This window comes from Sulfitobacter sp. M22, assembly GCF_021736025.1.
In the GTDB taxonomy this organism is placed as follows: Bacteria; Pseudomonadota; Alphaproteobacteria; order Rhodobacterales; family Rhodobacteraceae; genus Sulfitobacter; species Sulfitobacter litoralis.
Window position 1 is genome coordinate 72,206 of sequence record NZ_WMEC01000002.1, and the last position, 12,999, is coordinate 85,204.

At 51.3% G+C, this 12,999-nt stretch carries 13 protein-coding genes; 8 read left to right on the forward strand and 5 right to left on the reverse strand.

Going from position 1 to position 12,999, the window contains the following annotated elements; translation table 11 throughout:
* Nucleotides 1–23: 23 nt before the first annotated feature.
* The 6 genes from GLP52_RS15670 to GLP52_RS15690 are packed head-to-tail and all read left to right on the forward strand — an operon-like array spanning nucleotide 24 to nucleotide 5,709.
* Nucleotides 24–977 (forward strand): glycosyltransferase family 2 protein, encoded by a 954-nt coding sequence (locus tag GLP52_RS15670; protein WP_237273654.1) that lies wholly within the window; start codon nucleotides 24–26, stop codon nucleotides 975–977.
* Nucleotides 974–2,059 (forward strand): glycosyltransferase, encoded by a 1,086-nt coding sequence (locus tag GLP52_RS15675; RefSeq protein ID WP_237273655.1) that lies wholly within the window; start codon nucleotides 974–976, stop codon nucleotides 2,057–2,059. The genes GLP52_RS15670 and GLP52_RS15675 overlap by 4 nt, the downstream gene beginning before the upstream one ends.
* A complete protein-coding gene (locus tag GLP52_RS15680; RefSeq protein WP_237273656.1) occupies nucleotides 2,050–3,258 on the forward strand; it encodes a glycosyltransferase in 1,209 nt (402 codons plus the stop codon). Before GLP52_RS15675 ends, GLP52_RS15680 begins: the two co-directional genes overlap by 10 nt.
* Nucleotides 3,258–3,566, forward strand: a complete 309-nt coding sequence (locus GLP52_RS19720) for a hypothetical protein (RefSeq protein WP_443069451.1) — start codon at nucleotides 3,258–3,260, stop codon at nucleotides 3,564–3,566. Before GLP52_RS15680 ends, GLP52_RS19720 begins: the two co-directional genes overlap by 1 nt.
* Nucleotides 3,563–4,642, forward strand: a complete 1,080-nt coding sequence (locus tag GLP52_RS15685) for a glycosyltransferase family 4 protein (RefSeq protein ID WP_237273657.1) — start codon at nucleotides 3,563–3,565, stop codon at nucleotides 4,640–4,642. Before GLP52_RS19720 ends, GLP52_RS15685 begins: the two co-directional genes overlap by 4 nt.
* The gene (locus tag GLP52_RS15690; RefSeq protein WP_237273658.1) at nucleotides 4,642–5,709 is read left to right on the forward strand and encodes an EpsG family protein; all 1,068 of its coding nucleotides are present in this window, start codon (nucleotides 4,642–4,644) and stop codon (nucleotides 5,707–5,709) included. The genes GLP52_RS15685 and GLP52_RS15690 overlap by 1 nt, the downstream gene beginning before the upstream one ends.
* Before the next feature lie 155 nt (nucleotides 5,710–5,864).
* Here the strand turns inward: GLP52_RS15690 and GLP52_RS15695 are convergent, their stop codons facing one another.
* The 5 genes from GLP52_RS15695 to GLP52_RS15715 all read right to left on the reverse strand — a co-directional run bounded on the left by GLP52_RS15695 (nucleotide 5,865) and on the right by GLP52_RS15715 (nucleotide 9,257).
* Nucleotides 5,865–6,413 (reverse strand): hypothetical protein, encoded by a 549-nt coding sequence (locus tag GLP52_RS15695; protein WP_237273659.1) that lies wholly within the window; start codon nucleotides 6,411–6,413, stop codon nucleotides 5,865–5,867.
* Between the two features lie 112 nt (nucleotides 6,414–6,525).
* Nucleotides 6,526–7,200, reverse strand: coding sequence for a hypothetical protein (locus tag GLP52_RS15700; protein ID WP_237273660.1), 675 nt, complete (start codon nucleotides 7,198–7,200; stop codon nucleotides 6,526–6,528).
* Nucleotides 7,201–7,334: 134 nt separating this feature from the next.
* Nucleotides 7,335–8,414, reverse strand: a complete 1,080-nt coding sequence (locus tag GLP52_RS15705) for a CsgG/HfaB family protein (protein ID WP_237273661.1) — start codon at nucleotides 8,412–8,414, stop codon at nucleotides 7,335–7,337.
* Entirely contained in the window at nucleotides 8,411–8,956 is a 546-nt protein-coding gene (locus tag GLP52_RS15710; RefSeq protein WP_237273662.1) for a hypothetical protein, read from the reverse strand. Before GLP52_RS15710 ends, GLP52_RS15705 begins: the two co-directional genes overlap by 4 nt.
* Nucleotides 8,957–8,975: 19 nt before the next feature.
* On the reverse strand, nucleotides 8,976–9,257 hold the full coding sequence (locus GLP52_RS15715) for a hypothetical protein (RefSeq protein WP_237273663.1): 282 nt from the start codon (nucleotides 9,255–9,257) through the stop codon (nucleotides 8,976–8,978).
* Nucleotides 9,258–10,233: 976 nt separating this feature from the next.
* On the opposite strand from GLP52_RS15715, the gene GLP52_RS15720 reads away from it, so the two are divergent.
* Both GLP52_RS15720 and GLP52_RS15725 read left to right on the forward strand, forming a co-directional pair.
* Nucleotides 10,234–12,126, forward strand: coding sequence for a patatin-like phospholipase family protein (locus GLP52_RS15720; protein WP_237273664.1), 1,893 nt, complete (start codon nucleotides 10,234–10,236; stop codon nucleotides 12,124–12,126).
* The gene (locus GLP52_RS15725) at nucleotides 12,127–12,975 is read left to right on the forward strand and encodes an MBL fold metallo-hydrolase (RefSeq protein WP_237273665.1); all 849 of its coding nucleotides are present in this window, start codon (nucleotides 12,127–12,129) and stop codon (nucleotides 12,973–12,975) included. It abuts the gene before it with no gap.
* The last annotated feature ends 24 nt before the right edge of the window (nucleotides 12,976–12,999 follow it).

Here is a 12,999-nt window from a genome sequence, read left to right on the forward strand (position 1 = left end):
TTGCTGAGTGGGTCGATACAGCTATGATGAACACCAGCCTTGCTATTTTTGTATTTTCTTTCAACCGAGCTAATTTTCTGGAAAACTGTATTAACTCAATCGAAGCATGCATCCCCGAACATGTGCCGGTGATTATCCTCGACGATAATAGTACTGACCCCGAGACGGTTGAATACCTAGGTGAATTGTCTTTCAGATACCAAGTGCTTTTCCACGATAAGGCAGATGCGGTGGAGATGAAAACCGGTGGTCTTTACGGTGCTATGAACAAAGCAATGACGATCGCACAGCATGAAGAGTTCGACCTAGTTATCTTCATACAGGATGACATGCAGTTCGTCCGTCGGCTCGAGATCAACGAGCTTTCTCGTTATGAAAAGTACTTTGAAGAAGTGCCAAACTCAATTCAGCTATCAACCAGCTTTGTAAGAGAGTTGAGTGCCGACAGCTTTTTGCAGGATCATGCGACGATGCCCGATTCAGGGGCTTATATCAGACATCTCCACAAAATCTCCGGCAAGGCCAACTTTTCTGCAACTGGTGTGTTCTCTGTCGAGCGTTTTTATAAACTGTTTAAAAAATTTGAAGTTGGAGAAGGTGTAAACAGCCAAAAAGCAAGGCAACTCGGACTCGTAAACGGGCGTGCAATTTACCCCAGTGTGTGCTGGTTGCCCTATCCAATTTCCTATCGCGGTAAGAAACGCATGCTCAAACATCGGTTTTTTGAGCGATTTGGGAGGTCGGGTTTCTATCCCATTAATCTCATGACAGATGCAGAATCAAAAAGGTTTTTGGAACGCAATCCAAAGATCGTACCTGTTATGGAGCGATTTCTAGTAGCACCGTCAGCACCACGCCAAGACATCTGGTCAACTGGAGGGGGGGAGTACAACTTTGTCTGTTATGGTGGTTTTTTTGCTAGGATTTTTTTGTGCTTAAGGCGCGTCATTAATTTTTTAAAAATCAGGAAGTTATGATTTCTATCCTCCTTCCTGACCTTCGTGGTGGCGGGGCCGAACGGGTTAACATCGACCTCGCGCATGAATTTGTTCGCACTGGGCACGAGGTAGAATTCGTGCTAATGCGACCGCATGGCGAGTTGTTAAATGAGGCCCGGAAGAGCTTTTCCTTGATTGATCTCGCCGCGCCCCGTGCTCGCAATATACCGCTCACACTCGCCCGCTACCTGCGCCGCCGCCGTCCTGACGCGCTGCTGGTGGCGATGTGGCCGCTAACCGTGATCGCTCCACTCGCGGTTTTTCTATCCGGGCACCGCTGCAAGGTAGTGGTGTCAGAACATAACAGTCTGTCGCTACAGTACCGCGAATGGGGTTTGGGCCACAGGGCCGCATTGCGGACTTCAATGGTTGTAGGCTATCGGTTCGTAGATCGTCGTGTGGGCGTATCCTCTGGGGTAGCTGCCGATATCGCCGCCTTGTCTGGACTGCCCTTGGATGCGTTTGATAGGATCCACAACCCAGTGCCCTCGCGCCCCAAGTTGTCCGATGAGGCTATACAAGACGCAGAGGTGCTCTGGTCCGCTCCCAAAGGCGCACGCGTCGTCACTGTAGGGAGTATGAAGGCACAAAAGAACCACCCGCTGCTGCTAGGGGCCTTCGCCCAAATGAGCCGTCCGGATGCAAGGCTGATGTTCGTCGGAACGGGCGCAGGCGAGGCTGATCTGCGTGCGCTTGCGGATGACCTTGGGGTAGCATCACAGGTGATCTTTGCCGGTTTCCATCCTGATCCGACGCCGTTCTACCAGACCGCTGATTTGTTCGTGCTGTCGTCCGATTACGAAGGGTTCGGCAATGTGATTGTCGAGGCCTTGGCCTGCGGCACACCTGTGGTTTCGACCGATTGTCCCTCTGGTCCGGCAGAAATACTAGAGGATGGCAAATATGGTCGTCTTGTCCCGGTGCGTGACTCACAGGCGCTTGCCGATGCAATGCAAGACGCACTCACAACGTCACATGATCCGGCCTTGCTAAAGCAGCGAGCCAGCGAGTTTGCCCCTGAGATCGCAGCCAAGCGTTATCTGGAACTGTTATGCCCCTGACACCCACGCTTTACCTCACCCGCAATGGCCTGCTGGAACCACTTGGGCAAAGCCAGGTGATGGCCTATCTTCGTGGCCTATCGCAGGATCATGCGATCACGCTGGTCACTTATGAAAAACCCGAAGATTGGTCAGATGCAGAGGCGATGACGCGTGCGCGCGCGGACTGCGAAGCATATGGCATCCGGTGGCTGCCGCAACGATTTCGACCGCAACCAAAGGTTATCGCCCCTGCGCTCAGTATGACACGAATGGTGTGGTTGGTCAGGCGTGAGGTGCGTCGTGAGGGGATTCGATTGATCCACGCGAGATCCTACATTCCGGCAGCTGTCGCACTGCTCGTTAGCCGCATGACGGGCGTGCCATTCATCTTTGACATGCGTGCGCTTTGGCCAGAAGAATTGATCAGCGCCGGTCGGTTGCGTCAGGGTTCATTGATCCACCGCGCCATCGTAAGAACAGAGCGGGCCTGTTTAGCAAAGTCAGCTGGAGTAATCTCACTTACCCATGCAGCAGTGGCGCATCTGAAATCAGTGTATCCCGTTGAACTGAAAAAACAGCGTCTGGCCGTAATCCCCACCTGTGCCGATCTGGAGCGTTTCACACCCGCTGCAGAAAGGCGCCTTGGCCCCGCCGTATATGGCTGTATTGGCACCGTACTGTCAGGCTGGTTCCGCACGGACTGGCTGGCCAGTTGGATCCGGGTCGCGGCGTCTCGCGATCCTGAAACACGGTTTGAGATTATAACGCGCGATGATGCATCGCGTGTGCGCGCGGCACTAGATCCGGCGAATGAGTTGGCCGAGCGGCTTAGCATCAGCCCACAGCCTTCAGAGGACATGCCGGACGCCGTGCGTCGTCAGGACCTCTCCGTGATGTTCTTCACTAGCGGGCTGAGTAAGTTAGGAAGCGCACCAACTCGATTAGCAGAGGTTCTGGGTTGCGGGCTTCCTGTCGTAGTGAATGAAGGGGTCGGTGACGTGGCTGATGTTGTTCGTAAGTACAACGTCGGCGTGATTGTCGAGGGAGCAAGCGCCTCGCATATGGAAGCGGCATTCGACGCACTCCAGACTCTGATGCAAGACAGCGATCTGCCCAGACGATGCCGCGCCACAGCCGAAGCTGTCTTTTCACTCGAGACAGGCACCGAGGCTTATCGCGAAATCTATGCATCGATCCTCAACGTGAAAGATGCCTGATGTGCGGCCTGACAGAACTTCTTATCTCCACACCGAATGACGACATAATTGGGCAGGTGGCCGGGACGCCCCCCCGCCTCATTCACCGGGGGTCCGATGATGAAGGGGACTGGGCTGAAGGCGCTATCGGCCTGGACCACAGGCGGCTCGCTATCCTTGATGTGAATGTCACGGCTGCGCAGCCAATGCCCTTGGATTTCAATCGCTATGTGTTGGCTTACAATGGGAAAGTCTATAATCGTCTTAACCTGCGTAATGCTCTTAAGATGGAGGGCACGGCTTCACTAGGGCGTGGGCAGCGCGCGTGAACATCCTGCTGTTGTCGCGATACACGCGCATGGGAGCCTCCAGCCGTTTGCGTACGATGCAATATCTGCCTGCATTGGCGCGCGAAGGCTTCAACGTTCAGGTTGCTCCCTTTTTCGATGACGCCTATTTGCATGCGCTCTACACAGGGCAGAAGAAACGCGGATCAACATTGGCATACATGCTCCGACGGATCAGACAGATGCGGGTAAATCCCGCGCCGGATATAGTCTGGCTGGAAAAAGAAGCATTGCCTTGGATGCCATGGCTGCTTGAACGCGCAGTTTTACCGCACGGAGTTCCTATCGTCAGCGATTACGATGATGCAGTCTTTCACCGTTATGACAAGCATAAGCGGGGAACCGTCCGAGCTATTTTGGGGAAGAAGATCAAACATGTGATGGCAGCCTCAGATCTTGTGATGGCTGGGAACTCCTATCTCGCCAATCACGCGCGGAGCGCCAGTTCCCTACGGGTTGAAATAGTGCCCACTGTTGTCGACCTTGATGCGTATGAAGTTCGAACAGACGCTATGCATCAGGATGCGCCACGCGTGGGCTGGATCGGCACCCCAGAGACATGGCAAGGATTTGCCCATCCAGTTCATAAGGTGCTAGACCCTGTGCTTACAGAACAAAGCGCGCTGTTTCGAGCCGTCGGAGCGGGCATGCAGCCTGAAACTTCCGGAACGCTCGAAATCCTACCTTGGACCGAAGACACCGAAGTTTCGCTGATCCAGAGCATGGATATTGGTGTCATGCCGTTGCCTGATACGCCTTGGACACGCGGCAAATGCGGCTATAAGCTTATCCAGTACATGGCCTGCGGCCTGCCCATCGTGGCATCACCAGTCGGCGTGAACCGTGATATCGTCGAGCATGGCGTGAATGGCTTTCTCGCTGAAAGCGATGAAGAGTGGCGCGCCGCTATTGGAATGTTGCTGAATGATGCAGCCCTGCGACGCCGAATGGGAGCCGCTGGCCGCAAGAAGGTTGAGGAGCAGTATTCGCTACAAGTCTGGGGGCCGCGAATGGCACAGATGTTGCGCAGTATTGTCGAAGATCGGGCTAATGGCTAATGCTCTATTTAGGTATAGCCAATGTGCTGTTCCTTCTTCGCTACGCGTTGGCAAGCGCGCAGGGTGCGCGCCGACAGGTCTACTATGTCGTCCTTTGGGCGCTATTTCTGTTCTCGGCCTTCCGGTTCCAAGTTGGCTGTGATTGGTCAGGATATTACTACCAGTACTTGGCTGCCACGACGACTGACTGGTCGCTTATTTTCAACAGGCGCGATCCCATTTGGTGGGCCGTTCTTGGCTGGCTAAAAGACATGGGTCTGCCCTATCCGGTAGCCAATGTGGCCTCCAGCGCCGTATTTTTCATCGGCGTACATGTACTGGCTAGACGACAGCCCGATCCACTAGGGTTTCTGGTGCTGCTGCTTCCAATTTTGATCATCAATATGCCAATGTCAGCGATCCGTCAGGGTGCGGCCATTGGACTGCTTTGCATCGGATTCGCCGCATTCATTGATCGTCGTCCAATCAGATTTGCGCTTTGGGTTGTAATCGCCGCTGGATTTCATTCAAGCGCATCGATTTTCTTGCTTCTTTTGCCAATTGCAACTGGTCGCTACACTAAGACGCGGTTACTCATGGCCGCAATCCTTGCTATTCTAGGCGCACTTCTACTCATTAGTGGGGATAGTGCAGAGGTTGCAAGCAGCCGATATATTGAGACAGGGCGCGAGGCTTTTGGTGCTGTATTTCGTGTTGGCATACTTGGTATGTCTGCGCTCTATTTCTTTCTATTCGTCCGAAAGAAATGGATGCAAACTTTTCCGCAAGACTACAGCATTGTCAGCATAGGTGCGATCGGCATGGCGTTGGCCTTTCTTCTGATCCCTGTCTCCACTGTTATTGCTGATAGGTTCGGATATTATCTCATACCAATTCAGGCGATGATTTTCGCGCGTCTTCCATATTTGCCCTTCAAGTCTAATCACGCGCTACATTCAGCGCTTCCTTATATAATGCTGCTGCTTGTATTTGGTATCTGGACCCAGTTCTCGGGGCATTTTCAGCAATGCTACATCCCATATAACAGCTGGATTTTTGGATTGCCGGACGGCGATCTCTTGCGATAGCCTGGGATTACTTCTTTCCAGGCTCAGCGCTAAGAATTATCGGACCTCGCATAATGGCTTGGCATGAAAAACGGGCGGGGACGGTCGCCGGCAGGTGCCCAAAATTGCCGGAGCTGGTTCGATCTTGAATCTGGACAAAGACGGCCGAGCCGGAGCTAACGTGCGCCGAATTTCCCAAACATCGGCCGCGATGTTATCCAGAGAGCGTCCTCCACATCTTGTAACAATGATGGTTCGGCAGTGCCTTGCAAAACAGAAATTTCAACGCTTAGAAAATTATCTGCGTAAGGACACCACAGATGCATTTTTAGAGCGTAGGTGCCTATTGGTCCGGTGAGTAGATGCTGCTGAAGTCTTTGGCCAACTTTCTGTGAACTTCCAACATAGACAGTTGTGCTATCAGCGACATTGTTGTTTCGCGCAAACACGTTGCCGTTTTGAGAACCCCGATCAAGAAATGCTTGCCGTAGTCTATTCGCCCCATCTTGGTCGTTCACGGTCAACCGATATATCGCCGCAGATCTTTGGTGTTGGCCGAGTAACGGCCTGATCCAGTCGTTGAGTCCGCCACGCGCCAACCCGTTTTTAATTTCTTTGAAAGTGAAGTCTCGTTGAACTACCTTGGCGATCCGAACGTCGTTTAGCGCAGCAGTTCGACGCTTTAGGTTATCCCGAGCGTGCTCCAACACTGCCTCGTCAATCATGAGACTATAATCCTCTTTGCGGGCATGGGTCACTCGGCGCTTTGGAGATAAAGTATAAAAAACCCCGCTGCATAAAATACAGCGGGGCCTAATAGAGGTTATGATAAGGTAATTATGGGTTTACGTTAGTTTCTGCGGCATCGCCACCCACAAATGTAGCTGTGATGGCGCCTGTGTTGATCGCACCAGCAGCAACTGTTTTGACGGCCGATGCACCACCGGCTGCATTCGCCATTGCGACGGTAACACTACCGTTAATGTTGCCTGTGTTCAGAGCACCCTGTACCGCACCAAGGGTTCCGCCTGCAGTGTTAGTCGCGTTGCCACTGAAGTCTGTGAGGCCGGACGAGGTTGTGATCGCAGAGGAGGCAAGAGCACCTGTTTCATTCAGTTCCATTGTGCTGTCGCTGATCGCACCAGCGGCAACTGTCGAGATCTCACCGAAGTTCTGCGTGATTGCATCTGCTTCAATTGTCGCGTCGACTACGGTCGAAGTGATATCGCGAGTCGATCCGTTAATGTCCGAGCCTGCGACATCAGTGGAGGTCGTGAAGGATCCAGAGATCGAACCTGCAACAGCGTCAACACCAGCTGTAATATCAACCGATGCATCAATGTCGGCAACGTTTATTGCGGACGAAAAGAATGCAGCGTTGGCTTCAGAGAGAACGTCCTCAACCAACCCGTCAAAGCTGGCAGCAACCTGTGCGGAAGCAGCGGTTGACAAAGTGGCAGCAACAAGTGCGCCTACGAAAAGTTTAGTGATTTTCATGATAATCATTTCCATTCCTGTTAGCTGGGACACCGTCATACCCAATTTCTTTTTTTGCGACGGAGCATCCTTCAGCGTTGGGCTGCCGAATGCAACAAGACATAAAAGTATGTAATTTATTTTTATGCCTATTCGTGAAATTCAAAATGTCAGCGTCCTCGTGACAGGCCGTCATCTCTCTTATAAAGAGGTACGGGCTTTTCTTCTTGCAAAGGGGGGCTTGCATCGTCGGACGCAGTGTTATTCGCCAGGTTTGAGGATGCCTCAAGTGCGCTACTGGGAATGTTTTCCTGTTCAGATGCATCGCTGGAGCCTGCAGTTTGAGGCGTAAAAAAATCGTCACTTTCTCCAGATGGCCCTTGATCAACTGACAGATTGTCTGAGCCTTCCAGCACTTGCTCCACTTCTTTGCGATATGCAGCATATTGCTCGCCAGCTGTCTTCTCTCCACCGATGACACCATAACGCGGGTCGATAAGATCCATGCATTCTTCGTACTTTTGCGGTGGCATAAGTTGGAGCATAAGTTCGAATGTTGCGAGTTGAAGCATAGAGCGCAGTGCATCATTTAATGCTTCGCGACGTGCCCCGCCTATGTCTGAATCAATCAACTTGCTATTTCTGTATCGAGTACCAAAAATTCCGGCATCATTTGATACAATTTGCTTTTGCAAAGCGATATTGGAAATCACTTGGCCAGTCGCTACATTGGTCATCGCAAGGTCCAAGCCGACCAGAATTCGGCTTTGATTGTAACCTGCGCCCACACCCCCAATATTAATATAAGAACCTGCACCCGGTATGAAGTCCAAGCTGTTGACACTTCCGGTAACTGCAAAATGGGCATTTTGTTGGGTTTTCAGGGAGCGAATGCCCCATTGGGCTTCAAGAGCCGCACTTCCCATGTCTCTGCGGTTTATAACCTTCACACCCGTTTTGAAGAGCGCTGATTGTACAATATCGCCGCCTGATTGAGTAACGAATTTACCTAAACCGCCATCATTGTAAGCCTCGCGGCCAGTGCCATCAGGAATGTTGCCAACCGCAAATCCCAATCTCTTGTCAATCTTGCCATCCAGACATGATAAAGCTTTGTCGAAAGGCGTTACAACATCAATTATGGCTGGGCCCTCAACCAGGCTCAGATTATTGGCCGTGGGGGCACAGGCTGAAAGAATTGCGCCAATTAAAACTGGCGCAAGCCTAAGGTGTTTCAGTGTAATTTTCATCTACTACAACTATTGGGTGACACGCTATATGTGTTTGCGCCAGTACCGCTTACGGCAGCTCCTGCCGATATATCGACATTACCAACCGGTCGGTTTGTATAGCTTGAAATTCCCCCATCGATACATCCAGCTTCTGAGCTTGCAGTATTACTGACGGTTGTGGTGTTCCCGTTCCCGTTCGTAGTAATATTATTTGTCGATGTGTTAATGGCACCGACCACATAGCTGCTTGTTCCGGTCCCTTCCGCAGATCTGTTTTCAAGATCGACAGATGCCCCTTCCGCCGCATTCACATTGTTGGAGATGCTGTGGTCGTAAGTGTTTGTTGTCGTAATCGTTGTGGTGGAAGGACCGTAGAAGCCGTTGTTCAGCTTATTTTGTTCAACCGCAAAATTCAGGCGCGTATTGCGCTCCAAAGCTGACGAACCTCCGTAAGAGGAATTCCAGTTATGCGATGCCGATGTACCGTAATTCTGGGCATGAAGCATTGAGCCCCCAAACCCGCAGGACATCGCAATACTTATTAAAAAAACGTTCTTCATGAGTTCCTCCTCGGCAATTTTAAGATTTATCCGCCGCTTGCGCTACCGCCAACACCGCTGCCAGCACTGGCACTTCCCCCCGGGCTGCCGCCGCTCGGGCTGCCGCCGCCACTACCGCCACCATTGCTGCCGACACCTGCGCTTGCGCCCCCACCAGGGTTGCCGCCTCCAGAATTGCTTCCGTTACCGGCATTTGAGCCGCCACCAAGGTCGCCGCCACCTGGGTTCTCTCCGCCGGGATTCTCACCCCCAGGATTTTCACCACCTGGGTCCTCACCACCTGGGTCATCACCGCCATCATTGTCACTGATGTTTTCAATTGGTGTGGCGATGAGGGGCATTGGGACGCAGTCATACCCAACAGGCGGATCAGTTAACTCACCACCCTTTACGGAAGTGGCGACTGAAGGTGTGCAACGCTCGTTTATCTCTGACTTTGCACACGCTGCAAGAGAGCCAGAAATTACGCATAAGATAATATATTTATTCATAAACACTCTCATGTCGTCATAATAGTTCAGTTAAAGCTCAGTAATCGCAACTTTATTCGATTGATTAGATTCTCGCTGGTGCTACCATAGAGGTCCTTTGAAGCGTTAGTCAATTTTAGCGCGAGCGCAAAAAAAAATTGATCTTCGGCTGAAATATCACGGTCTGAGCTGATAACCGCACTTTCTGAACTTAGCCACTTGACTCGAAACCATAATTTTGCATTTAATTTTTTTAATGAACGCTAGCGCTTCAGGTCGCTGGGTGCGCCCTTTCATCTGCCGAACGGCAGGATTGATTGTAAGTTCATTGTCGACTGACACGGCCTCTCTCCAGCACCAGATCCCGGCAACGATACAACAGGCTCTGTGCAACGCCATTGCGGCATTGCCCCAGTGGGAATGCTGACGCTCTCTCCCAGTGCCTCCTCGACGATCCGCAGTTTCTCAGGGGAAATCGAGCGGTACCAACCGCCGCCATCGTTGACGATCTTATGGATAAACAAACACGTTTGGAGATATCCACCAGTCTCGGTCATGCCTGAGTGTCCAGACAGAAAAGGGAGCCAGCTCAGGCACAACGTTCGCCGAGCATCCTTTGAGGGCAGACTGCCGTCGATAAAATATTTTTCCTGACCTTGCGTCAACTTAGGTGAAAGCATTTGTATGCCAAGCCTTATCCTGCAGTCTAGCGCCTAGCGGGGTGGAACATGAGACATCCTTTAAACAGTACAGCATCGTGTAAGCTGGTTGATCCCAAGGCAATTACAGCCTTTGCTTGCTGCAGCGATGGACTTCAGTAAGGGTATAAATATGCAGGAAAATCAGCCGTCAGATATCTTCAATATTGTCGCTAATCTGCGCAAGGTGGCTGTTCTTGAGCAACTTGATGATACGACACTCACAAAAGTTGCTGAACTTTGTACAATTAGAGAGCTTAGGCGGGGAGAAACGCTAATCGTCGAGGGGGAGACGGCAGATGATTTTTTCATTGTCCTCAACGGCAGGTTCATCGTCTTCTCGGGTGAGACTGCTATTGCAGAGATTGCGCCTGGCGAACCAATTGGTGAAATGGCCTTTTTTTCTGGCGAGACGCGGAGCGCATCTGTGGTCGCAGCACGCCGCAGCCAGGTGCTGGTCTTAACACGCCAAGTCTACGATGCCTTGGTGAAGAGTGTCCCGGGACTCCCATCGTCGATTATTCGGGCCTTGGCACATCGGATCACAGCAGCCAATACCCGGCCACCGGTCCTGCATCCACGTGCTGGATCAATCATAGGAATTTTCCCCGCATCCAACGAAAGACTCGATCCAAAGTTCATAGGGGAACTCTTGCAGGCTTTTGCGCCTTTATCCAACTGGCACATTGTACATGAAGGTGATGTGCCTTCCGGACAAACTGTGTCCGATTGGATCATGGTCCAAGAGGCAGCCGAACAAAGACTCGTTTTGGTTTGTGATAACTCAACACAACAATCTGACTGGGCCAGACAGGTGTCCGAAGCCTCCGAGATCAACATCATCGTTGTGGATACAAGTTCAGGCGCTGCCAGCCAAAGCACCGTGTCCGAGCTTGAACAACATATCTATACCACCTCCTTGCGGACCAATACCCATGTTGTACTGATGCGGCACTCTGGCGAGAGTTCTGCGAAGAACTCCGCACAATGGCTTGCCGACAGGCCCGCAGGTCTGCATCATCATGTTGCATTGGATACCAAAGCCGATTTTCAACGGCTGGCACGTTTTATTCGAGGCGAAGCAGTTGGCCTCGTTTTCTGTGGTGGTGGCGCTTTTGGAACCGCGCATCTTGGCATGGTCAAGGCACTTACCGAACACGGTTACCATTTTGACATGGTTGGCGGCACCAGTATGGGCGCTGCTATGGCTGGGGCCTTTGCTATGGGTGTTTCACCTGATGAAGTCATGGATATTTGTGACGACATGTTTTTACGTAGCCGGTCGATGAAGCGCCTGACCGCGCCCGTTCATTCCATTATTGAACACCGCTATTTCGATCAACAACTCAAAAAGCACTATAGAAATTACGACATAGCAGACCTTCCACTGAACTTTTATGCTGTGGCAACAAGTCTTACCCATAATGACATCAGCATAAGAAGACAGGGGCCTTTGTGGCAGGCTGTGCGCGCATCAACGGCTATTCCCGGTGTTTTTCCGCCAATGTTGGGAGAGGACGGCGAAGTGCTGATTGATGGCGCATTGATTGACAACGCACCACTGGAAACCATGCGAACGCTCAAGCCAGGTGCCAATATTGTTATGAATTTCAAGCGTGTCCCAGAATGGCGTGTAAGATCAGACTATGATCATGTCCCGGGTCGAATTGGGGCATTGCGGAAAATGCTTTTTGGAAAAGGTGTGCGGTTTCCCGGCATGTTCGCTGTTTTGACGCGGTCGATGACCGTAAATGCCGAGCGAAAAATAGCTATGACGGATCCAGGTAAAGATGTCATCTTCGAGATCCAGAACCTGAAAGGTATGGGTTTTCTGGATTGGTCAAAGGGGCGGCGTCAGTTTGAACACGCCTATCAGAAAATGTCTTCTGTACTTGAGGTGTCCGAATTCGGTGACTCTCAATCAAATCTAGCAGCTTTACAGGCTGCAGCACAACAAATTGCCGATGGGCGCGCCTCTAGCTGGGGACGAAAGAAATCCTGAATGAAAACCTTCGAAGCGACTTTTTATGGGACGCGTGGATCTTCACCTGCGGCGGGTTCTGCTTTTGTTGCATATGGGGGAGATACATCTTGCCTTGCCTTGCAACTTAGTGAGCGCCTTTTCGTTCTGGACGCAGGTACCGGTATCATTCCTTTGGGCGAACAAGTGACAGCGGCGGCTACCAAGAAACTCGATATTTTCATATCCCACGCACACTACGACCATGTTCAAGGGCTGCCTTTTTTTACACCATTGATGACCCCAGATATCGATATCACCATTTGGTTCGCAGGTTGCGACGATGCTGTTGATGGCAAGGTCTTGCTTGAAAAGCTCTTGGGAGGTCCGTTTCTGCCTTTTTCATTGAAAGACTTGAAATGCCGTTTAACTCATCAGGCTCTACCAAAGTCTGGGAGCATCGATCTTGGTGACGGCGTCAGGCTTGGCACGATGCAGACGAACCATAAAGGAGGCTGTACAGCATTTCGTTTCGATGCCCACGAGCGCTCATTTGTCTATGCTCCTGATTTTGAACATGACAATGGCCATTTGGATAAGGCTCTTGTTGACTTCATGTCTGAAGCATCCTTCGCCGTTCTGGATGCAACCTATACTTTTCAAGAGTACAATTTACATAAAGGGTTCGGTCACACATTTTGGGAAAAGAGTATGAGCCTGGCCAAGCAAGCCAAACTGGATCGCTGGGCTTTGTTTCACCATCACCACCGCCGTTCAGACACGACTCTCCAAGAACTTGAACTGCAAGCATATGAAATGGATCATCGTGCTTTTTTTGCGCGGGATCGGCTTGTCTACGATGTTCTAAATGGCACCAGCACTATTGGTTAGGATGAAGAAACCCAACAGAAAAGG